Origin of the sequence: Schaalia naturae, from assembly GCF_042665795.1 — a bacterium.
GTDB lineage: Bacteria > Actinomycetota > Actinomycetes > Actinomycetales > Actinomycetaceae > Pauljensenia > Pauljensenia naturae.
In genome coordinates this window covers 2,928,785-2,948,320 of the sequence record NZ_JBHTEF010000001.1, presented here as the reverse complement: position 1 = coordinate 2,948,320, position 19,536 = coordinate 2,928,785, and the positions used below count along the sequence as shown (strand labels likewise).

Here is a 19,536-nt window from a genome sequence, read left to right as displayed (position 1 = left end):
GCGTTCCCTGACGTCCGCCATGGCGGACGTCAGCCCGGGAGTCGAAAGCGTTCAGTTCGATGTCATCGAGCCGATGCCGGCCGGGGCAGCCGGCTGCGGCTACGAGGGCGTCCCGCCCTCGTGCGCCGCGGAACCGTCCTCCCTCTCCGCACCGGCGCGGAGCCCGCCGAGGAGCGAGGTGAGCGTCGGCCGGAGAATGAACGCGAGGATCAGGCAAAGGGCGGCGACCGGGGGAGCTGTCAGCATCTGAAGCTCGGAGACGGCAAAGCGCAGTACTCCCGCCAGGGGTCTGCTATAGCTCTCCACGGCCGGAAGATAGGCCAGCTGCTCCGCAACCGTCCGCGAGGCCAACGACACCAGGTAGAGCAGAACGGCCAATCCATAGAGCCGGCGCGAGCACGCCTTGATCACATCGATCCTCTGGTCCATCGACATGGCTCCCCTCCCCTGGGCAGAATCCGCCGGCGCTCGTCGGCATTGTTTCCCAGCATATGTACCGGACCGAGTCTGGGGGCCTTCCGGCGGGGAGGAATCCGCCGAGGCCCGGCCGCGGCCCATCCGCAGGCAGAAGAGGCCCGTGGCGCTCGCGCACTGGCAGGGTGAGACGTCGGGCGAGCCGCACAGCGGATACCCTACGGAACGAAGCGGGACCGGCACGGGCACACGTGCGTGTCGCCTACGGCACTGGAGGAGTGATCACCGTGAGCGCGGAGCTTGTCGCGACGATGAGCGGGCGCCTCGATGGGATGGCTGCCGGTCTGGGCCGGGTGGAAGAGCGCCTCATCGGGATCGATGGCCGCCTGGGACGTGTCGAGGACCGGATGGCGGACGTCGATGGGCGTCTGTTCGCGTTGGGGACGGCTCCGTCTGACGCGCCACGCCCTCAGCGGCCCGCCGGGTGACGCGACGCCTCCGCTCTCTTGGCCGGATGATCAGACCGGCCGGATCAGCGAGTTCACGCTGCGCGGCGTCGATCCGGACTTTCGTCCGGGCCAAGTCCTGGTCTGCTCGATTCCAACGGCGCCGGACAGACCGCGCTGTTCCGAATCTTCACGGGCCCGCTCCCTGCCGATGCGGGATCCGATCGCGACTTGACGATCTGTGCCGTCGGCATTCTCCTTGGGAGCCGGTGACGGCGAGGGCGAGGAAGAGGCACCCGTCGGCGAGGCCCGTCAGAGCCTCCTGGTCCCTCTGCCCACTCAGCCCGGACATCCCGACCCACTCCCCGCCACGGGTGACACAATCGGCATGTGAGCGCGCAGACATCGGGGACTCATGGGCCCACGGCCGCGACGGGGGCGGCGTCGCCCTCGCCGGGTCCGGGACCGGCCCCGGCTCGCCCGGCCCCCGCCCAGCGAGACCCCCATGAGGACCCGGCCGCCGCGCGCCTCCTGGGCGAGCTCGCCCGCGCGCTGGACGGCGAGGTCGACGCCACCACCGGCACGCGCGCCCGATACTCGACCGACGCCGGCAACTACCGGATCCCGCCGCTGGCCGTCGTCTTCCCCGCGTCGGTGGACGACGCTCTCCAGGCCCTGGCGATCTGCCGGACCCGCCGGGTCCCCGTCACGAACCGCGGCGGCGGCACCTCCTGCGCGGGCAACGCCGTGGGCCCCGGCATCGTCCTGGAGTTCTCCCGCCACCTCGACCACGTCGTGTCCATCGACCCCGAAACACGCACCGCCGTCGTCGAGCCGGGCTGCGTGGAGGCCACCCTGCAGGCTGCCGCCGCACCCTTCGGGCTGCGCTTCGGGCCCGACCCCTCCAGCCAGAACCGCGCCACCATCGGCGGCATGGTGGGCAACAACGCCTGCGGGCCCCACGCCACCGCCTGGGGGCGCACGGCAGACAACATCGTGTCGCTCGACTGCGTCGACGGGACCGGCCGGCGCTTCACCGCCCGGACCTCGCACGAGGCCGCGCTCCCCGAGGTGCCCGGACTCGCCGCCCTGGTCGACGCCCACCTGGCGCCGATCCGCGTGGAACTCGGGCGTTTCGGGCGCCAGGTGTCGGGCTACTCGCTGGAGCACCTGCTGCCCGAGCGCCGGCGCAACCTCGCGGCCATGCTGGTGGGCACCGAGGGCACTCTGGTGACGGTCCTGTCGATCACGGTCCGCCTGGTCCCCCTCCCCACGGCGCCGGTGCTGGTGGCGCTGGGCTACCCCGACATGATCGCCGCAGCCGACGACGTGCCCGCCCTGCTCGCCCACCATCCGCTGGCCGTCGAGGGGCTGGACTCCCGCCTGGTCGACGTCGTCCGCCACCACAACGGCCCCGGCGCCGTTCCCGGGCTCCCCGCCGGCGAGGGCTGGCTGATGTGCGAGGTCGGAGGCGCCTCCCCAGAGGACTCGCTCGCCCGCGCCCACGCGCTGGCCGCCTCCGCGTCGAGCAGGGCCGTGGCCGTCTACCCGCCCGGCGCGGACGCCGCGGCCCTATGGCGCATCCGGGCCGACGGCGCAGGCCTGGGAGGGCGCACCCCCGTCCGCCTGGATGGGCGGGGCAGTGTCGTCGGCGGCAACGAGCAGGGCTGGCCCAGCTTCGAGGACGCCGCCGTCCCGCCCGAGCGCCTGGGCGCCTACCTCCGCGACTTCACCGCCCTGATGGCCGAGTTCGACGTGGACGGACTGCTCTATGGGCACTTCGGCGACGGATGCGTCCACATCCGCCTGGACCTGCCCCTGGAGACCGACGAGGGCGTCGCCCACTCGCGCCGGTTCCTCGAGCGGGCGGCGCAGATCTGCGCCGCCCACGGAGGCTCCGTCTCCGGCGAGCACGGGGACGGACGGGCTCGCACCGAGTTGCTGCAGTTCATGTACTCCCCGGAGATGCTCGAGCTCTTCGGCCGCGTCAAGCACCTGTTCGACCCGGAGAACCTGCTGAACCCCGGGGTGTTGACGAGCCCCGTTGGACCCGCGGCGGCCCGATCGGGCCCGGCAGGGGGCGCCCTCGTCGACGACGAGGACGGACCCCTGGCACCGGACCCGCGGCGCGCCAGGTGGCGGGAGGGGATCGACCTGCTCGACCAGTTCCTGAGGCGTCCCGGTGCGGCGCCGATGCCCGCCGACGGCGGATTCGCGTTCGGTGAGGACCACGGGGACTTCACCACGGCGCTGCACCGGTGCACCGGCGTCGGCAAATGCCGCGCCGACATCGCGGGGACGTTCATGTGCCCGTCGTGGCAGGCCACGCGCGATGAGAAGGACGTGACGCGCGGACGCGCCCGCACCCTGCAGGAGGCGGCGAACGGGCAGCTCGTGCGCTCGATCGCGAGCCCCGAGGTTTTGGAGGCGCTCGATCTGTGCCTCGCCTGCAAGGCGTGCTCCTCGGACTGCCCGGCGGGCGTCGACATGGCGAAATACCGCTCGGAGGCCTTCTTCCGCCGCTATCGCGGCCGGCTGCGGCCGTTGTCCCACTACACGCTGGGATGGCTGCCGCGCTGGACCCGGTTGACCGCCCGCGTGCCGGGGCTCGCCGCGGCGGGCAACGCGGTTCTCGGCGTGGGCGCGCTGCGCGGGCTGGCGTTCCGCGTCATCGGCCTGGACCCGCGCCGGGGGATGCCCGGGTTCCAGAGGGGGACGTTCTCGCGATGGGCGCGGCGTGAGCGGGGCCTGGCGAGTTCGGCGGGCGGCATCCGCCCTCGCCCGCAGGAGACGGCCGTCCGGACCGGCGAGGTCCGTGCGCCCACTGGCCCCCGTCACGTCGTCCTGTGGGCGGATTCCTTCTCCGAGACCCTGGACGACGCAGGCGCCCGCGCGATGGTCGAGGTCCTCGAGGCCAACGGCTTCACCGTGCTGGTCCCCCCGGCCGATGCGTGCTGCGGGCTGACCTGGATCACCACCGGCCAGCTGGGCGGCGCGAAGAAACGCCTGTCGGCGCTGCTCGGCGTGCTGGGGCCTTTCGCCGTCAACGGGATCCCGATCGTCGGGGTGGAGCCCTCATGCACTGCGGTGCTGCGCGACGACCTGATCGACCTGCTGCCCGACGACCCTCGATCGCGCGCCGTGTCGGGGGCGGTCCGGACCCTGGCGGAGCTCCTCGCCACCGTTCCCGCGGACGAGCGCCGGCTGCCGGACCTCACAGGCGTGCAGATCGTCGCCCAGCCGCACTGCCACCACTACTCGGTGATGACGTGGTCGGCCGACCGGGAGTTGCTTCGATCGCTGGGCGCCGACGTCGTCGAGCTGGCCGGGTGCTGCGGGCTGGCCGGCAACTTCGGCTATGAGCGGGGCCACTACGATGTGTCGGTCAGGGTCGCGGAGAACGCGCTGCTGCCGACGCTCCGCGAGCATCCCGGCGCCGTGTTCCTGGCCGACGGGTTCTCCTGCCGCACGCAGGCCGCGCAGCTGGCCGGGCGCCGAGGGATGCACCTGGCGACGCTCCTGAACGGGAGGGCCTGAGGAGAGGGGCCGGGATCAACGAGACGCGGTCTCGGCGGGGTTTCCGCGACGCAGACGGGCGAACAGACGCCGAGACCCCACACCGTTGCCGCGCGGGCGCAGTGGGATCATCGGGCAGCCCGCGCAGTGGACGCGGACCTCCTCGCTGGCGCCGGCCAGTCCCCCCGCAGAGTGACAGGCGCCCAGCCCCGACGCGCACAGCGACGCGGCGTCGACCAGCAATCCGGACCGGCGCATCTCGTCGACCATGACGCCTGCCATCTCCGCAGAGATCCCGGCGCGAGCGGCTGCGGCGCTGACAGTGGCCCCGGCCTCAAGCGCGCGGAGCACCGTCTGGCGCGCCGACCGCATCCGCGCGCGCTCGCGCCCCGGGCGCTCCGCCGCCAGCGCCGCGACGCTCACAGGAACAGCCTCCCGATCTGGAAGATGGCCGTGGCGAGCACCCAGGCGACCGCCAGCTGCACGCCCACGGCCGCAGCGGTGCGTTTCCCGCCGATCTGTCGGGCCTGCTCCGCCACCGTCGCCATGCACGGCGTGTACGCCAGGACGAAGACCATGAAGGCGAACGCCGCCAACGATGCGGCGTCGGTCCCCGCGGACTGGTCGAACGAGCCCCTCACCAGGTCCGGCAGTGAGCCCAGGTCTGTGCCGCCGTCCTCGGCGTCACCGCCGGCCGTCTCCGGATCCATGTTGTAGGAGGTGACGATCGAGCTGATCACGGTCTCCTTCGCGACGAACCCCGTCATCAGCGCGCCGGTGAGGTGCCATTCGCCGAACCCGGTAGGCTCGAAGACCGGCACCAGGACCTGCGCGGTGCGCCCGTAGAGGGAGTCCTCCATCGGCAGGTCCTCCTGCGCGAAGGAGAACCCGGAGACGACCGGGATCGCGCCCATGAACCACACGACCAGCGTCATCGCGACGATGATCCGGCCCGCGCCCTTGACGAAGGCCCACGCCCGCATCCACGTGTTCTTGAGGATGATGAGCAGGCGCGGCATCTGGTAGGGGGGCAGCACGAGCATCAGCGGGGCCTGCGACTCGCGCTTCGTGAGGAACGGCTTGAGGGCCAGCGCCGCCAGCACGACCAGGAGCAGGGACATCATGTACAGCCCGAACACCACCGTCCCCGTGTCCTCGGGGAAGAAGATGCGGGCGATCATCAGGTAGATCGTCAGCCGCGCGGCGCAGGACGTGTAGGGGGTGATGAGCGTGGTGACCAGCCGCTGCCGGTCGCTGGGCAGTGTGCGGGTCGCGGCCAGCGACGGCAGGTTGCATCCGAAGCCCATGATGAGCGGCATGATGACGCGCCCGTCGAGGCCGATCGCCCGCATGACGCGGTCGCCCAGGAAGGCGGCGCGGGCCATGTACCCGGAGTCCTCCAGGATGGAGATCATCAGGAAGATCGCGAACATCAGCGGAAGGAAGGAGGCGACCACGCCCAGGCCGGTGCACAGGCCGCCGACCAGCAGCCCCTGCACCCAGGTGTCCTCCCACCCGACCAGCCCGAGGAGCGCGTTGACGCCGGCGGCCACCGACACCGCCCCCGGGTCGGTCGACGAGAACAGCCCGTCGAAGAAGTCCTGGATCGGGCCGACCCACTCTCCGGCGATCTTGAACAGCAGCCACATCAGGGCGAAGAACACGGGGATGCCGACGACGGGATGCAGCAGGAACCGGTCGATCCGGTCCGAGCGCGACAGCGCGGCCTGAGCGGCGGTCGTTCCCGACGCCTCCCGCTGGACGTCCTCGACCCATGCGAAGATGTCCTCCGCCTCCGCCAGGGGGTCCTCGACGAGGGCGCCGGCCGCGTCCCGGCCGGGGCCGGAAGCGTCTGCCCCGCCGTAGCCGGGCGCCGACGGGTCGGGATCGACGTCGCGCACGTGCGGGCCGGCGCTCAGGGCCGAGGCCACCATGTCGTCGAGGCCCTCGACCCCCTTCGAGGTCCGGGGATCGATCGCCATGACCGGGATGCCGAGCGCCTTCGACAGGGCGGAGGCGTCGATCCTCTCGCCCTCCCGCTCGGCCACGTCGGCCAGGGTGATGACGGCCGCGACAGGACGGCCGGTGCGCGCGACCTGGCCCAAGAGGTAGAGGGAGCGCGTGAGCGCCGTCGCGTCCAGCACGACGAGGATGAGGTCGGCGGACCGGCCGCGGACCGGATCGGTGAAGGATCCGGGAGCCCCGGCGACCGTGTCGACGACGACCTGCTCGTCACGCGAGTTCGCGATCAGCGAGTACGTCCCCGGAAGATCCAGGACCCGCGCCCCCACCGCTCCCCAGCGGCCCGCCATGACCTCGACCGTGGTGCCTGGCGCGTTGACGACGCGCTGGCGGGCGCCCGTGACGATGTTGAACATCGTCGATTTGCCGACGTTCGGGTTGCCGACCAGCAGGATCGTGGGCTCGCCGGCCACGGCGCCGGCCTCGTCCTCGAGGACGTCGACGGCGACCGGGGCCTCGCGGGTCAGGGTGATCGGGACGCGGCGGGCGCCGCTCGCCCGGCGCAGGAGGGACGAGGGCGTCGCCAGCCGGCGCGACGGCTTCTGGGGGGCGCCGCCGGATGGATTGCACTTCGGGCAGCTCATGCGCGGGCCTCCTGCTGCGTGGTCCCCGCAGCAGCGGAGCCGGCGGTCTCGACGTCGATGAGCCGGGCCGAGCGGCGGTCCACCGCGATGCGCGTGCCCGCGATGTTGATGACGATCCCGCCGAATGCCGCGCGGTTGGTCAGGCGGAATTCGGCGCCCGGGCGCATGCCGAGCTCCTCCAGACGCAGGCGATAAGCGGGATCCACATCGATTCGGGCAAGGCGGGCCTGGGCGCCCGTCGGGCATGTGCTCAACAGCATGTCACCAAGATAAGCCCTCCCTTACTTTCGGGAGAGGGACCTTCGTGTGTGATCTGCGGGACCCGCGACACGGAGAGGGAGCGCCGCCCTCGCGGAGGAGAGCCGGCGCTGGGCTCCGGGGACGGCCGCGACCCGCAGCGCCGGGTCGGCCAGGACCCGCCCGTCGACGGTCATGAAGATCGAGCGCAGTTCCGGGTGCTCCCGGTCCATCGCCAGCGCCGCGTCCAGCCCGCACACCAGATAGGCCGTCGAGAAGGCCTCGCAGACCATCCCGTCCTCGCCGCACACGACGACCCCGCACAGGTCCGTGACGGCCGGGCGGCCGGTGACGGGGTCCAGCGCGTGGCTGCGCTGACGGCCCGGACCGATCCGGGTTCCCGGATCCGCGGACACGGACAGGGACCCCGACTCCAGCACCAGCGTCCCGAAAGCCTCCAGGCCCCGCCACGGGCTGGCCAGCGCGACCCGCGCCGCAGCGCCAGCCACGGCCATCGAGGACCGGCCCAGCGAGACCAGGACGTCCGAGGCGCCCGAAGCCTGGGCCAGGTCGCGCAGCTGGTCCGCCGCATACCCTTTCGCGATGCCCCCCAGGTCCACGGCCCGTGGGTCGGCGCCGACCACGCGCGCGCTCACGCCCGCGGCGTCGGCGGACACCTCGATCCGCCCGCGCACCGGGCCCGGATCCGCCCCTGGGGCGTCCTCGCCGCGGGCAGCGCCCTCCCAGGCGCGCACCCGCGCCCCCAGCAGCGCGGAGAACCCGGCGCGGGTGCGCCGACAGAGGTCCTGCGCGCTCGAGAGCACCGCGGCCGTGTCCTCGCCGACCGGGCGCCACCGCCCGTCCAGGAGCGACACCTCCGAGGCGGGGTCGAAGCGGGTGAGGAGGCCCTCCAGATGTGCGGCCCGCCCTGCCAGACGGCGCGCGAGGTCCCCCTCTCCCCGCCCGGCCGGCCCCCACGACACATGTCCCAGCGTGCCCATGGTCGGGAACGTGCACGAGGCGGGCCGGGGGGCTCCGCCCCGCTGGGGATCAGGACTGCTGGGCATCCGCCACGGCGTCCGCCACCGCGTCCAGGAACAGGCGGTGCGACAGCGAGGCTCCCGCGATCGCCTCGACCTGGTTCTGGTCGCCGGTCTCCTCGAACTCGGAGACGAACTCCTTCTCAGCGGCGATGGCGTTCTGAGCGCGCTGGTAGAACTCCTGGTCGGCGGGCGTGCCGTCGCTGCCCAGGCCGTAGTCCTCGTCGTGGGGGGTGCCATCCTCGTCGTAGACGAGGAATGAGGCGTCGGTGACGGCGCCACCGGAGACGGAGAACGTCACCACCCCGTAGGAGCCGTCGTCCTCCGTGGCCGACGTGCCGGTGTAGTCCCCGTCGGGCAGGGTGCCGGCGGCCGGACCCGCGTCCACGGCGCACCCGGTGAGCACAGCCTGCCCGATCGCCGCGCCGACGGCGGCCCCGGCCAGGAGAGCGCGGGCCCGGAGCGGGCTCCGGGCGCTCACCGCGCCCCTCCCTCTCCCACGCCGCGCCCCTTCGTGGGCGTGCTCGCCACATCCGCCGCCTCACGGGCGATGCGGCCGTGCTCCAGGATGATCTGGCGCCCGCCCTGGGCTGCGACCTCGGCGTCATGGGTGACGACGATGAGGGTCGTTCCGGCGTCGTGGAGGGTGTGGAAGAAGTCGATGACGATCCTCTCGTTGACCTCGTCGAGGTTGCCGGTGGGCTCGTCGGCCAGGATCACATCCGGATGGTTGATGAGCGCGCGGGCGACGCACACGCGCTGCTGCTCGCCTCCGGAGAGCTCGCGCGGCAGGTGGGTGGCGCGGTCGGCCATTCCGACGCGATCGAGGGCCGCCATGGCCTCCTTCTCATCCGGGATCGAGTGGTAGTACTGGGCCAGCATGACGTTCTCGACGGCCGTGAGGTGCTGGACGAGGTGGAACTGCTGGAAGACCAGGCCGATCTTCTGGCGGCGCACGGTCGCCAGCTCCGGTTCGCCCATCTTGTCCAGGCGCTCGCCCTCGAGCAGGACGATGCCCTCGGTCGGGCTGTCCATGCACCCCAGGATGTTCATCAGCGTGGACTTCCCCGACCCCGAGGGACCGACGATCGACACCCAGTCCCCGCGCCGGATCTCCAGACTCACGTCATCCAGGGCCGCCAGTTCGCCGTAGCGTCGGCTGACGTTCCTCACGGAGTAGATCGACTCCCCCTCCGCCGCCTCGCCGGTGGCGCCCCTCACGGGGTCCGCCCCCTCTCGGACGGCCGCGCGCGCGGTCTCATCCGCCATGGTCACTCCCCTCCCAACACGTCGACGGGATTGATTGCCGAGATCCGCCGGGCCGGCAGCAGACTGCCCACCAGGGCGACGGCCACGGAGAACACCAGGGTGAGGGGGACGACCCACCAGTTCACCCCGATCTGGACGGCGAAGGCCCTCATCGAGATCTCGTCCGCGATCCACACGCCGAGCGCCGCCCCGACGGCCCCGCCCAGCAGGCCGAGCAGCACCGACTCCCCGACGAACTCGCCCATGACATCCCTGGCGAGCGCCCCCAGGGCCTTCTTCAGGCCGATCTCCCGCGCCCGCTCGGAGACGACGGCGCTGAGCGTCGCCGAGATCGAGATGAGGGTGAGCAGGCAGATGATCACGCTGACGATCCAGATGAGCGTCTGGAGCGTCTGGGCGACGCCCGACTCGGACTCGCTGACGCGGCGCACGACCTCGGCCTCCATGCCGGTCCCCTGCGCCCCCACCGCGTCGGCCACGGCCGCCAGGTCCGCGCCGTCGGCGTCCACCGAGTACTCGATGACGTCGTAGGCGGTGACCCCGCCGGTGAACTCCGCCAGGGTCTGCGGGTTCGTCACGATGAGGTCGTCCTCCGCTCCCCCGGTGCGGAGGATCCCGGTGACCGTCAGCTGCCGAGCGGCGCCGTCCTCGGTGGTGGGCTCCGTGAGCCCCACCTTCTCCCCGACCGAGAAGCGGTAGAGGTCGGCCACGCTCTCCCCGACCAGGATCTCGTCCGCACCGGTGGGGGCGGACCCGTCGATCTCCCAGTAGGGGCGCACCGAGAGGGCGTCCTCGATGTCCGTGCCCATGACCTGCACGGCCTGCTGGTTGTACAGCAGGTTCGCGTACTGGTAGGCGGCGCGCCCCAGCGCGGCGTCGCCGACGGCGCGGTCCGCGGCGTCGAGCTGGTCGGCGGAGAGGCTCGCCGCCCCGTCGGGGAGGACCACCATGTTGGCGCCGTAGGACCGCAGCTCGCGCGCCATCTGCGCGGGGACCGCATAGGCCACGAGGCCCAGGCACGACAGGGTCGTGGCGCCCACGGCGATCGACAGCGACGCGATGAGCACCCGGGAGGCCCTGTGCCAGAACGACTGCGTGATCATCCGCAGGTACATCCGGCGATGTCCGTCCATGTCCCCCTCACCTCCCGTGCAGCACCTGGGCGGGCTGCAGGCGTAGCAGATACCGGATCGACGGCAGGCACCCGACCAGCGCCGTCACGAGGATGACCAAGGCCATGAGGGGCGCGACGATCGGGCGCACCGCGATGCCCGATCCGAACACCAGGTGCCCCACCAGTTGGGCGAGGCCGATGCCCAGCCCGAAGCCTGCGGCGCCGCCGGCCAGCGCCACGACGAAGGTCTCGGTGAGGATCGTGGCGACAATGGACCGGTTGCGCGCTCCGAGCGCCTTCATCAGGCCGATCTCCTTCGAGCGTTCCATCACCGAGGCCGTCACCAGGTTCGCGATGCCCAGCGAGGCCGCGACCATCGCGAAGACCGCGACGACCGTCATGATGAGCTGCGTCTTCTCCAGGATCTCGCCCTCGGTGTCCGCGATCTGGTGCACGGGCTTGGCGACCACGTTCGTCATCGCCTCCTCGATCTGGTACGCGATCGAGCTGACATAGGCCGTGCAGTACCAGGTCTCCCATTCGTCGATCGACAGCGTCGAGGGATCGCGCGCGGCCCGGCGCGCGAGGTCGTTGTCCGGGGTGGTGATGGCCCGCACCTCGATGCTGCCGACCTCGCCGGGGCGTCCCGCCATCGCCTGGGCCGTCGCCAGGGTGGTGAAGAGTTTCGAGTCCTCCTCGTCGCCCGACTGGATGACGCCCGTGATCGTCACCGTTCGCGGGGACGCCCCGCTCGCGGCCGGGGTCGAGGACGACCCCGACTGGGAGCCCTCCTGCCCCGACGGGACGGCGGCCACGCTCACCCGATCACCGGCCTGCACGCCCAGCGTCTGGGCCAGCCGCGCGCCGATCAGGGCCTGATCGTCGCTCTGGGGCCAGTCCCCGGCGACATCCCACCAGTCGCGCATGTTCTCGATGCCCGTGGTCACCGACTGGCCGGTGGCCAGATCCAGGTCGTGGCTGAACCACGTCCCGGCGATCGTGGCCTCCTGTCCGTCGACCGTGGCGGCGACCTCCAGGAAGGGCGCGAAGTCCTCGATGTTGTAGGCCCAGAAGATCGTCTTGATGTCCGCCAGCTCGTCCTCACGGATGGAGCCGGCCGACGAGCTGGAGGCGGAGTCGACCTCGTACATGTCGGAGACGATGGCGGTGGACTGGGGCAGAACCTGGATGTTCGCCCCGTAGGAGCCCAGCTCCTCCTGGACCTTGTCCCCGACGTCCAGCATGACGGCCAGCATGGAGGTGGTCAGGCTGGAGCCCAGCAGGATCGTCACGGCGATCATCAACCGTTTGCCCACCTGGCGCCGCAGCGCCTGGACGATCATCCTCCAGAAGAACATGGCGCCGCCTCAGCTCCTGAAGACCTTGACATGGCTCTCCAGCTCGTCGACCGAGAAGGTCAGCGCGTCATCCGTCTGCCCGTAGGAGATGGGGATGGGGTTGCAGCCCCCCTCGAAGCCGATGGTCTGGATGTTCATCATGACGCCGCACCGCCGGCAGATGACCTTGCCGTCGTCCTCGTAGTAGCCGGCGTCCCCGCAGATCTCGCACGCGTCCAGGCCGGTGCCGAACGCGGACTGGTTCTTCTGGATGACGATGAAGCGCACATCGGTGCCGTCCTGCGCCCGGTAGGCGAAGCGATGGAGGTGTCCGTCGCTGACCAGCTCGCGCGAGACCAGCACGGAGTCCCCCTGGACCTCCGAGGGCTCGATCGCGGAGAGCTCGGGCACGTAGTCGGCGCGGCGCTTGCCCTCGGTGAGCGCGCCCACGAAGACCAGCGCCCCCACGACGGAGAGACCCAGGAACCGGCGACGCGAGAGCTGCTCGGCGCGCTCCAGCCGCTCCTGCGCCGGGTTCGGGTGCGCGGCGCGCGCGTGGGCCCACAGCGCCACGATGCCCGGGATCGCGATGAGGATGGCCAGCGACAGCTGCGTCGTGGCCTCGTGCTCCTGGATCCACAGGACCCAACGGAACACCAGCGAGCTGCGCGGGACCAGGCGCCGGGTCGCGAATTGCTGGTAGAGAAGGATCGCGCGGGGCAGCACCATCGCGGCGAACACGACCGTGGTGATGACCGAGCGCATGTACCAGGGGACCCGCGCCGCCGAGACGACGTACCCCCAGGAGGCCACGACCACCAGCAGGGTGCCCAGCACGTATCCGGCCAGGCGCAGGAGGCTCTCCGTGTCGAACAGGCTGGAGCCCATCGGCGTGATGCCGGAGGCGTTGAAGAAGTAGGTGAAGCCGTAGAACACGGAGGCGGTGGCCAGCGCCGCCAGAGCGGTGGCCGACAGCGCGCGATGGCGGCGCCCCTGGGCGATGTCGTGGAGGTCGCGGTTGCCGAAGACCCACAGGGCGACCAGGAACAGCAGGATCGCGAGGAAGGTGAGAGGCCCGACGATCGCGTTGAAGGTCGGGACGTCGATGTGGGTCGTGTTAATGCGCAGCCACGCGACCACCGCGCCGCCGGCCAGACCGGCCGCTCCGATCGACCATGTCAGGCGCGCGAGGGTCCGCCGTTCGCGGGGGGAGTAGGCGCGGGCGGCGACCAGGATCGCCACGGCGAGGCACAGGGGCAGTGCGCTCTGGACCGAGAGGACGAACAGCTTGAGCATGACGGCGGTGAACCAGGTTCCGCGTCCCGCGGGGACGCCTCGATGTGTGCGGGGGCAGGGCGGGCGCCGCCCCGGGAGCGCGCGGCTCCGGGGCGGCGAACCGGATCAGATCAGCTGGCCGTCCCACTGCCAATTGTCGAATTCGAAGGTCAGGGGCTCGGTCCAGAACCGTCCCTTGACGCCGGAGGAGTCCTTGCCGGTGTGCAGCATGAAGGAGTCCGCGGGGGAGGCGATGGTGACCACCACGTTGTAGTTGCCGGGATCCAGGGAGATGTTGTTGCCGTAGTGCGGCCCGTCCGAGGCAATCATCGGCATCATCGTGCCCAGGTCGACCTCCTCGCCGGTGTCGATGTTCGTCGCCACGGCCGTGACATCGAGGTAGGGGAGGAACTGGTCGGCCTCATAGCCCCATTCCGTGGCCTTCTCGTTGGTGGCGACGTCGATCTCGAAGTGCATGTCGGACTCCGAGGCGGCCGGCATCGCCATGGAGCCGTGCTCGAGGTCGACCGCCTGGAAGTACACGGCGTCGACGGTCAGAGCGTCGTTGGTCTGGGGGCCGGAGTCGCCCACCGGGATCTCGTTGATGCCGATGACGTCGGCCTCCGCCGAGGCGTCGTCCGTGGCGTCGGCGGCCGCCGACTCCTCGGTGGTGGCGGCCGGCGCGCTGGAGTCCGCCGACTCCGCGGAGTCGCCGGAGCTGCACGCGCCCAGCGAGACGGCCATGGCCGCGGCAGCGGTGCAGGCGAGGAGCTTCTTCTTCACGTTCGGGATTCCTCTCATCTCTGTGTGACAGCGGCGGGGTCCGGGACGTGGGCCCCCCGCTTTTCGGCCCTGGACTTGCGGCGCTGAAGGACGGCCAGCACGACCAGGATCGCGACGACGGCCAGTTGCGCCGCCAGGGTCTCGGCCGTGGGGTACAGGCCGAGGATTGTGACCTGCGGGACTCCGGGCACCAGCGTCTGGGAGACGAGGGTCGCGTCCTGGAATTCCTTGACGGCCCCGCCGGCGATGGTGACGGACAGGATGCCCAGCAGGACGGAGGTCCAGGTGAAGAACGGCCTGAGCGGCAGCCGGACGCCGAACACCCACACCAGTGTGAACAGGAGGGCGAGCAGCGCGACGGCCGCGCCGACGCCCATCCAGATCTTCGCGTGGTCCCCGCCGGTCTTCGCGCCGGCGATGATCGGCGCGAAGAACAGGATGGTCTCCGATCCCTCGCGCAGGACCGCGAGGAAAGCGGCGGAGGCGAGCGCGAAGGAGCCGCCCGCCGCGACGCCCTTGCTGGCGGTGCGGTCGATGTACTCCTGGAAGCGCGCCCCGCTGGCCTTCGACAGAATCCAGTTCGACACCCAGATCAGCATGATGACGGCCAGCAGGCCGGTGATGCCCTCTAGGAGCTCCTGGCTGAATCCCGAGGTCGCGGAGCTGGCCAGCCTCGAGAACAGGACGGCGAGCCCGATGGAGATCGCGAGGGCCGCGACGACCCCGGTCATGATGCCGACCAGCTGGTCGCGTCTGCCGGCCTTCATCGCGTAGGTCACGAGCGCGGCGACGACCAGGAGCGCCTCGGCGCCCTCGCGGACCAGGACCAGGAAGGAGGCCCAGAACCCGCTCCAGCCGAGTTCGTCCCGCGAGGTCATCTCGTCCAGCTGCGCGGCGTCCTGGGTGATCGCCGCCGTCAGCTCATCGGCCTTCGCGGCGTAGTCCTCCACACTGAGGCTTCCGTCGCGCCCGTCCTGGCGAAGCTGGGTGAACATGGACTCGAGGTCAGTGACGCGCGACTGCCCGATGTAGGAGATCGTCGCCTTCTCCAGGCCGTCGGCCTCGTAGTGCGCGAGGTAGGCGTCCCTCGCGGCGGAGGCCGCGCTCTCGTAGTCCCCCTGGGCGTAGGCCGTCTTCGCAGCCTCGATGCGCTCGATGATCCGCTGGCCGACGCGCGTCCACTGGTCGTTGAGCTCCGGGGTGGCGGCCAGATCGGCGACGTCGGCGCGCAGCAGGTCGACGGTCGCGGTGGTGGCCTCCTCGACCTCCGACTGGGAGGCGGCGTTGCGGGCGAGATCGCGCAGGGCGAGGAGCTGGGTGACGAAGGCGTCGGCGCGATCCGTCCCCAGGCGGTGGTCGATCTGCGCCTCAAGGCCGCTGACCTGGTAGGTCTCGTAGTAGGCCTTCCGGATGGAGGTCTCGACGCCCTCGGTGTCGCCCGCGGCGTACTGGTCGGGGACCTGCTGGATCGTCTCGGTCATCTGCTCGACGACCGAGTCCCAGTCCGTGTCCTCCGCATGCGCGGCGGGGGCGACCATCAGCGCGGCGACGCCCAGGCACAGGACCATCAGCAGGAGGCGGATCGCGCGGCGTCCCGCGAGGAAGGGGCGGAGACCCGAAGCATCTGACGCCCGTGTCATCTCCCCTGATCGACGTCCCGGCACCGCGATGGTCCCCGTCGTGCTGCTCACTGGTGCGACGTCCGTTCTTCCTGAGGTTTGGTGAACCTAAGTCTACGAACGCCACCTCGGAAGTAAAGAGGGCCCTTGGTCCCAGATGAGGTGAGGCTTCCCTCAATCGAATGGCTCTGACCTGTCCCGATGCCCTCGCGGCCTCCGACGCCGCGAAGCGGGGCCCGGCGGCTGACGCCACCGGGCCCCGACGATGCCGCGTCACCGCCCCGCTCAGGCGGTGGCGTCTCCCAGGACGTCCTCCACGGCCGCGCGGCCGGCCTCGAGGCGGGCGACGGGCACCCGGAACGGCGAACAGGACACGTAGTCCAGCCCGACCGCGTGGAAGAAGTGCACGGAGTCGGGGTCCCCGCCGTGCTCCCCGCATACGCCCAGCTTGATGCCCGGCTTGGTCGCGCGCGCCTTCTCCACCGCGATCCGCACGAGCTCGCCGACGCCGTCGACGTCGATAGACTCGAAGGGGGAGACCGTGAAGATCCCGGCCTCCGCGTATTCGTTGAAGAACGTGCTCTCGACGTCGTCCCGGGAGAAGCCCCAGGTCGTCTGCGTGAGGTCATTCGTGCCGAAGCTGAAGAAGTCGGCCTCGGCCGCCAGGTCGTCGGCCGTGACGGCCGCGCGCGGCAGCTCGATCATGGCGCCGACGGTGATGGCGGAGAGATCCGCGCCGGTCCTCGAGGCCACCTCGGCGATGATGCCCTCGGTCTTCTCACGCAGCAGGCGCAGCTCGCGCACGGAGCCGACCAGGGGCACCATGATCTCCGGCTTGGGGTGGAGGCCCCGGGCCGCCAGCTCCGCCGTCGCCTCGCACAGGGCCCGGACCTGGAGGTCGTTGAGTCCCGGCATGTAGATGCCCAGGCGCACTCCGCGCAGCCCCAGCATGGGGTTCTGCTCGTGCAGGCGGCGCGCCACCACGAGCATCGCGAGGTCATCGGGGTCGGCCCGCCCCTTGGTGGCCAGATCGACGGCGACCCGGATCTCCAGCTTGGTGAGGTCGGGGAGGAACTCGTGCAGCGGCGGGTCGATGAGGCGGACCACCATCTCCTTGCCGTCCATGACTTCGAGCATCTCCAGGTAGTCCTGCTTCTGGAGCCTCTCCAGCTCGTCGAAGGCGGACTGGCGCTCGGCCGACCCGGGCTCGGAGACGATGGCGTTCTCCACCAGCTGGCGGCGCGCGCCCAGGAACATGTGCTCGGTGCGGCACAGGCCGATGCCCTCCGCGCCGAAGGCCAGCGCGTTGCGCGAGTCGTTCGGCGTGTCGGCGTTGGCGCGCACCTGGAGGCGGCGCACCTCGTCAGCACGGGTGAGCAGACGGTCGACCGCGGTGACGAGCTCGCGGGTGTCGGCGTCGTCGCCGGCGGCCGCGAGGCCCGCCTCCAGGCCGTGGGACAGATAGGTCGTCACGGGCGAGTCGACGACGGGGACCGCGCCCAGAAAGACCTCGCCGGTCTGGCCGTCGATCGAGATGGTGTCCTCCGCGGTGAGCATCCGCTCCCCCACCGTCACGGTGCCCGCCGCCGCGTTGATGACCAGGGCGTCGGCCCCCACCACGCAGGTCTTGCCCATACCGCGCGCCACGACGGCCGCGTGGGACGTCTTGCCTCCGCGCGCAGTGAGCACGCCCTCGGCGGCGACCATGCCCGGCAGGTCGTCGGGGTTGGTCTCGCGGCGCACCAGGACGCACCGGCGCCCCTCCTTGGCCGCGGCCTCGGCCTGCTCGTTGTTGAAGACGATGACGCCGGCCGCGGCGCCCGGGGAGGCCGCCGTGCCGCGGGTGAGCGTCTCCTTGGAGGCCTCGGGATCGAACTGCGGGAACATCAGGCTGGTGAGCTGCTCGCCGGTGACGCGGGTGAGGGCCTCGTCGGCGGTGATCAGGCCTTCGTCGGCCAGCTCGATCGCCACGCGGAACGCCGCGGCCGGCGTGCGTTTGCCCACCCGGGTCTGCAGCATCCACAACTTGCCGCGCTCGATCGTGAACTCGATGTCGCACAGGTCCCGGTAATGGGTCTCCAGCTTCGCCATGATGGCCCGCAGCTGGTCGTAGGAGGTCTTGTCCAGTTTCTCCAGGTCCGCCAGCGTCAGCGTGTTGCGGATGCCGGCGACGACGTCCTCGCCCTGGGCGTTGGGCAGGTAGTCGCCGTAGACGCCCGAGTGGCCGGTGGAGGGGTCGCGCGTGAAGCACACTCCCGTTCCGGAGGTCTCGCCCATGTTGCCGAAGACCATGGCGACGACGTTGACGGCCGTGCCCAGGTCGTCGGGGATGCGCTCCCTGCGGCGGTAGACGCGCGCGCGCTCGGTGTTCCACGAGCGGAAGACGGCCTCAGTGGCCAGGTCCAGCTGCTCGCGCGGATCCTGCGGGAAGGGGGAGCCGGTCGCCCGCTCCACGATGTCCTTGTACGTGGCGACCAGCCCGGTCAGGTCCTCCTCGGTCAGATCCGTGTCCGCCGTGACGCCGCGCCGGGCCTTGAGCTCCTCCAGCGCCTCCGAGAACAGCTCGCCGTCGAGGTCGAGCACGGTCCGGCCGAACATCTGGATGAGGCGCCGGTAGGAGTCCCAGGCGAAACGCCCGTTGCCCGACACCGCGGCCAGCCCCGCCACCGACCGGTCGTTGAGGCCGACGTTGAGCACCGTCTCCATCATGCCGGGCATGGAGAACTTCGCCCCCGAGCGCACCGAGACCAGCAGCGGGTCGGTGGCATCGCCCAGCGTGCGCCCCATCGTCTGCTCGACCCGGCGCAGGGCGGCGGTGACCTCGTCGGCCAGCGATGCGGGAGGCGCCCCCGCGTCCAGGTAGGCCCGGCAGGCATCGGTGGAGATCGTGAATCCCGGGGGGACGGGCAGCCCCAGATTCGTCATCTCCGCCAGGTTGGCTCCCTTTCCGCCGAGCAGGTCCTTCATGGACTTGTCGCCCTCGACGAAGTCATACACATACTTGACCAATGGAGGTCCTCTCTCCGTGACGTCGCTGCCACTCCAGCGCTGCGTGCGCAGTGCCTCAACTGTACCCATTCAAGGACCTACGTCACCAGACGACGGCGAAACCGCTCCTCACCCCACGGCAGGCGACCGGGACCTTCGTCGGACAACCGTCACCGCCACGGACATCGGCCCCGCCCGCCGCTCTTCGCGGTGGCCGATGGGATGGGCGGGCACGCCCTCGGCGAGGTCGCCGCCCGGACCGCCCTCGACGCGCCAGCAGCGCCCCGGCCCGGCGTGCCGCTCCCTCCGGCGAACATCCTCACCCGCGCGTTGGGGGTCGGCATGCCGGGGCCGCCGGAGCCCGATGTCGCCTGCGCTCCGGCCCTGGCCGGGGACCGTCTCGCCCTCTGCTCCGACGGCGTGCACGGCGTCGTCGAGGAGGACCTGCTGTGCCGGATCGTCTGGGAGGCGCCCGACCCGCAGTCCGCTGCGGACGCCCTCGTCGTGGAGGCGGTTCAGGCGGCCCCGGGCCTGCCGAACGGCCAGCGGCCCGCCGAGGGGCGTCCGGTCGGCGGAATCGGTGGGGAACCAGGGTGCTCCCCGATTCCGCCGGCCCCGCGGGCGTGATGGGCTGTCCCCATGGCATTGACACGGAGCTCCACTGACAAGATCCTCGGCGGCGTCTGCGGCGGCATCGCCCGGTCCAGCGGCCTCACCCCGGCGACCGTCCGTCTCCTCACGGTGCTCGTCGGACTCACGCCTGTCCCGGTGATCCCGATCTACCTCGTGCTCTGGCTCGCGCTGCCGGCGGAGTGACCCTGCCGGGCCGCCCCGCGGTCCGCGTTCGCGCGGCGCCGCCCTCGCCCCCATTCCGGAGACGAGGGCGGCGCCG

The 19,536-nt window shown here is 71.4% G+C and carries 17 protein-coding genes; 4 read left to right on the top strand and 13 right to left on the bottom strand.

Annotated elements, in window-relative coordinates; all coding sequences use genetic code 11:
* Nucleotides 1–99 precede the first annotated feature (99 nt).
* Nucleotides 100–429 (bottom strand): hypothetical protein, encoded by a 330-nt coding sequence (locus ACFQWG_RS12920; protein WP_380975940.1) that lies wholly within the window; start codon nucleotides 427–429, stop codon nucleotides 100–102.
* Nucleotides 430–701: 272 nt separating this feature from the next.
* On the opposite strand from ACFQWG_RS12920, the gene ACFQWG_RS12915 reads away from it, so the two are divergent.
* Both ACFQWG_RS12915 and ACFQWG_RS12910 read left to right on the top strand, forming a co-directional pair.
* Nucleotides 702–902, top strand: coding sequence for a hypothetical protein (locus ACFQWG_RS12915; RefSeq protein ID WP_380975938.1), 201 nt, complete (start codon nucleotides 702–704; stop codon nucleotides 900–902).
* Nucleotides 903–1,391: 489 nt separating this feature from the next.
* The gene (locus ACFQWG_RS12910) at nucleotides 1,392–4,397 is read left to right on the top strand and encodes an FAD-binding and (Fe-S)-binding domain-containing protein (protein WP_380976345.1); all 3,006 of its coding nucleotides are present in this window, start codon (nucleotides 1,392–1,394) and stop codon (nucleotides 4,395–4,397) included.
* Between the two features lie 15 nt (nucleotides 4,398–4,412).
* On the opposite strand, the gene ACFQWG_RS12905 is transcribed toward ACFQWG_RS12910, so the two are convergent.
* The 12 genes from ACFQWG_RS12905 to ppdK form a co-directional block, all read right to left on the bottom strand.
* Entirely contained in the window at nucleotides 4,413–4,799 is a 387-nt protein-coding gene (locus tag ACFQWG_RS12905) for a hypothetical protein (protein WP_380975936.1), read from the bottom strand.
* The gene (gene feoB / locus ACFQWG_RS12900) at nucleotides 4,796–6,982 is read right to left on the bottom strand and encodes a ferrous iron transport protein B (RefSeq protein ID WP_380975934.1); all 2,187 of its coding nucleotides are present in this window, start codon (nucleotides 6,980–6,982) and stop codon (nucleotides 4,796–4,798) included. Before feoB ends, ACFQWG_RS12905 begins: the two co-directional genes overlap by 4 nt.
* On the bottom strand, nucleotides 6,979–7,242 hold the full coding sequence (locus tag ACFQWG_RS12895) for a FeoA family protein (RefSeq protein ID WP_380975932.1): 264 nt from the start codon (nucleotides 7,240–7,242) through the stop codon (nucleotides 6,979–6,981). Before ACFQWG_RS12895 ends, feoB begins: the two co-directional genes overlap by 4 nt.
* Before the next feature lie 21 nt (nucleotides 7,243–7,263).
* On the bottom strand, nucleotides 7,264–8,220 hold the full coding sequence (locus tag ACFQWG_RS12890; protein ID WP_380975931.1) for an FAD:protein FMN transferase: 957 nt from the start codon (nucleotides 8,218–8,220) through the stop codon (nucleotides 7,264–7,266).
* A 49-nt stretch (nucleotides 8,221–8,269) separates the two neighbouring features.
* Complete coding sequence (locus tag ACFQWG_RS12885; RefSeq protein WP_380975929.1) at nucleotides 8,270–8,740, bottom strand: FMN-binding protein; 471 nt, start codon at nucleotides 8,738–8,740, stop codon at nucleotides 8,270–8,272.
* Nucleotides 8,737–9,528: an ABC transporter ATP-binding protein gene (locus ACFQWG_RS12880; RefSeq protein WP_380975927.1), complete on the bottom strand. Its 792-nt coding sequence runs from the start codon at nucleotides 9,526–9,528 to the stop codon at nucleotides 8,737–8,739. The genes ACFQWG_RS12885 and ACFQWG_RS12880 overlap by 4 nt, the downstream gene beginning before the upstream one ends.
* Before the next feature lie 2 nt (nucleotides 9,529–9,530).
* Nucleotides 9,531–10,661, bottom strand: coding sequence for an ABC transporter permease (locus tag ACFQWG_RS12875; RefSeq protein WP_380975925.1), 1,131 nt, complete (start codon nucleotides 10,659–10,661; stop codon nucleotides 9,531–9,533).
* A gap of 7 nt (nucleotides 10,662–10,668) precedes the next feature.
* Nucleotides 10,669–12,000, bottom strand: a complete 1,332-nt coding sequence (locus ACFQWG_RS12870) for an ABC transporter permease (protein WP_380975923.1) — start codon at nucleotides 11,998–12,000, stop codon at nucleotides 10,669–10,671.
* 9 nt (nucleotides 12,001–12,009) lie between these two features.
* On the bottom strand, nucleotides 12,010–13,275 hold the full coding sequence (locus ACFQWG_RS12865; RefSeq protein ID WP_380975921.1) for a Fe-S-containing protein: 1,266 nt from the start codon (nucleotides 13,273–13,275) through the stop codon (nucleotides 12,010–12,012).
* Nucleotides 13,276–13,380: 105 nt separating this feature from the next.
* On the bottom strand, nucleotides 13,381–14,037 hold the full coding sequence (locus tag ACFQWG_RS12860) for an iron transporter (protein ID WP_380975919.1): 657 nt from the start codon (nucleotides 14,035–14,037) through the stop codon (nucleotides 13,381–13,383).
* Nucleotides 14,038–14,051: 14 nt separating this feature from the next.
* Nucleotides 14,052–15,677, bottom strand: coding sequence for an FTR1 family iron permease (locus ACFQWG_RS12855; protein ID WP_380975917.1), 1,626 nt, complete (start codon nucleotides 15,675–15,677; stop codon nucleotides 14,052–14,054).
* 264 nt (nucleotides 15,678–15,941) lie between these two features.
* Nucleotides 15,942–18,665: a pyruvate, phosphate dikinase gene (gene ppdK / locus ACFQWG_RS12850; RefSeq protein ID WP_380975915.1), complete on the bottom strand. Its 2,724-nt coding sequence runs from the start codon at nucleotides 18,663–18,665 to the stop codon at nucleotides 15,942–15,944.
* A gap of 189 nt (nucleotides 18,666–18,854) precedes the next feature.
* Between ppdK and ACFQWG_RS12845 the strand changes: the two genes are divergently transcribed.
* Complete coding sequence (locus ACFQWG_RS12845; protein WP_380975913.1) at nucleotides 18,855–19,271, top strand: PP2C family protein-serine/threonine phosphatase; 417 nt, start codon at nucleotides 18,855–18,857, stop codon at nucleotides 19,269–19,271.
* A 12-nt stretch (nucleotides 19,272–19,283) separates the two neighbouring features.
* Nucleotides 19,284–19,460 carry a PspC domain-containing protein gene (locus ACFQWG_RS12840; protein WP_291499563.1) on the top strand — a complete coding sequence of 59 codons (177 nt, stop codon included), beginning with the start codon at nucleotides 19,284–19,286 and terminating at the stop codon, nucleotides 19,458–19,460.
* Nucleotides 19,461–19,536: the final 76 nt, after the last annotated feature.